Raw genomic sequence first — 1,966 nt, 5'->3', positions numbered from 1 at the left:
GCGAAGGATCAATCCACACCGTGCCGCTCGCAGGGATGCCATCAGCAGCGACACCGATGCTGTCCGCCGCCTGCTCGGCGCTGGTAGTCACCTTGAGGCGGCCGCGCAGCGGATAGCCATCGCCGACAGCCTTGATTGCCGACAGCACGGATTGTGCGGCATCGCCCTCACCTGCCTGCGTCATGCTGGGGAAGGCTACCGTCTCGGCAATACGCAAGCCACGGCGCTGCGCTTCGTCGCGCCAGGCCTGCGGCATGGGGTTATCCGCCGTGACCAGCAGATCGGCGCCCAGCAGCTGATGGGCGTCGCGATCGAGGCCGGCGCGCAGGCGGTCGATGAAGAAACCGGCAGCGGACAATGCCGCCACCGCCACGGTCAGTGCGATCAGCAGAAAACGCAGCTGGCCGGCGCGCCAGTCGCGCGCCGTCATTCTCAGGGCCTGGCGCAGCATGTCACACGACGTTAAAGGCGGCGAAATAAGCATCCACCTCATCGAGGTAGCGCTGCTTCTCGGCGGCCGGCAGGAAGGCTGCTTCGAAACTGTTGCGCGACAGCTGGTAGGCATGCTGCAAGCCCAGCGGCAGCGCGTCGAACACGGCCACGAAGTTATCGTTCATATAGCCGCCGAAGTAAGCCGGGTCATCGGAATTGACCATCGCGACCAGGCCGGCATCCAGCAATTGCAGCAGATTGTGGTCCTTCATCTGATCGAACACGCGCAGCTTGGTGTTCGACAGCGGGCACACGGTCAGCGGCATGCGCATCTCGGCCAGACGACGGGTGAGAGCCGGATCTTCCAGGCAGCGCACGCCATGGTCGATGCGCTCTACTTTCAGCAGGTCGATGGCGGTTTCGATATACGAGGGCGGCCCCTCTTCGCCCGCATGGGCAACCAGGTGCAGGCCCAGATCGCGGCAGCGCGAAAACACGCGCGCGAATTTTTCCGGCGGATGGCCGACTTCCGACGAGTCCAGACCCACGCCAATAAATTTGTCGCGGTGCGGCAAAGCCATTTCCAGCGTGGCGATCGCATCGTCTTCGCTCAAGTGGCGCAGGAAGCACATAATCAGCGAAGCGCTGACCGGGCTGTCAGCGCAAGCGCGGTGAATACCGTTTATGACATATTCGATAGGCACGCCGCGCGCGGTGTGTGTCTGTGGATCGAAAAAGATTTCAGTGTGGCGCACATGGTCGGCGTGAGCGCGCGCCAGGTAGGCCGCCGTCATGTCATAGAAGTCTTGCTCTTGCAGCAGCACGCTGGCGCCAGCGTAATAGATGTCGAGGAAGGATTGCAGATCAGTGAAGGCGTAAGCAGCACGCAGCGCTTCAACGGAGGGATAAGCGAGCTGCACGCCATTGCGTTCGGCCAATGCGAAAATCAGTTCTGGTTCCAGCGAACCTTCGATATGGATGTGCAGTTCTGCCTTCGGCATGTTTTGCACTATGGAACGCATTTGAGTAGTCATTTCAATTCTTTCGTATGGGATATGGCATCTTAGCGCAATACCGTGCGCTGTCACACGGTTCGCAGCGGTCCTGCAGAGTGTGCGCAGCCGTGCTACTGTCACACAAAAAAGGGGGTTTTAAGTTTACTTCCTGAGGCAATGGAGCAATAATAAATTTCATCAACGTAAGATGCGTTTCGACGGAACACACTCAGGCGCCGGCACTCCCCCCGCGCGGCAAAAAAAGGCCAGTTCCGGTCCGGGAGCAATCCCCGGCATACCAGGCAAGCTGGCGACATAAAACAACAAGAAATCAAGGAGTTCACATCACAGGATAAGGCCAGCAGCCCCCAGCGACGACTGCCGACCGAATGACTAGCAAGTTAATTCATAAAGGGACATTCACATGACCATTTTTGACAACTACGCAGCACGGTACGAGCGCACCAGGGAAGAGGAAATGTCCCTCACAGAATACCTGGCGCTTTGCAAGAAGGATCGGCTAACGTATGCATCGGCGG

The 1,966-nt window shown here is 59.1% G+C and carries 1 protein-coding gene and 1 pseudogene; both read right to left on the bottom strand.

From position 1 onward, the window contains the following. A pseudogene (locus tag AB4Z11_RS30445) lies at positions 1 to 451 on the bottom strand (ABC transporter permease); the annotation flags it as partial. A 1-nt stretch (position 452) separates the two neighbouring features. Then, positions 453 to 1,466, bottom strand: a complete 1,014-nt coding sequence (locus AB4Z11_RS30440) for an adenosine deaminase (protein ID WP_442029733.1) — start codon at positions 1,464 to 1,466, stop codon at positions 453 to 455. Positions 1,467 to 1,966 lie beyond the last annotated feature (500 nt).

Origin of the sequence: Pseudoduganella sp. RAF53_2 (assembly GCF_052113985.1) — a bacterium.
Lineage (GTDB): Bacteria > Pseudomonadota > Gammaproteobacteria > Burkholderiales > Burkholderiaceae_D > Rugamonas.
Note: the sequence above shows the minus strand (reverse complement) of the source record. Positions and strands in the feature narration are given on the sequence as shown.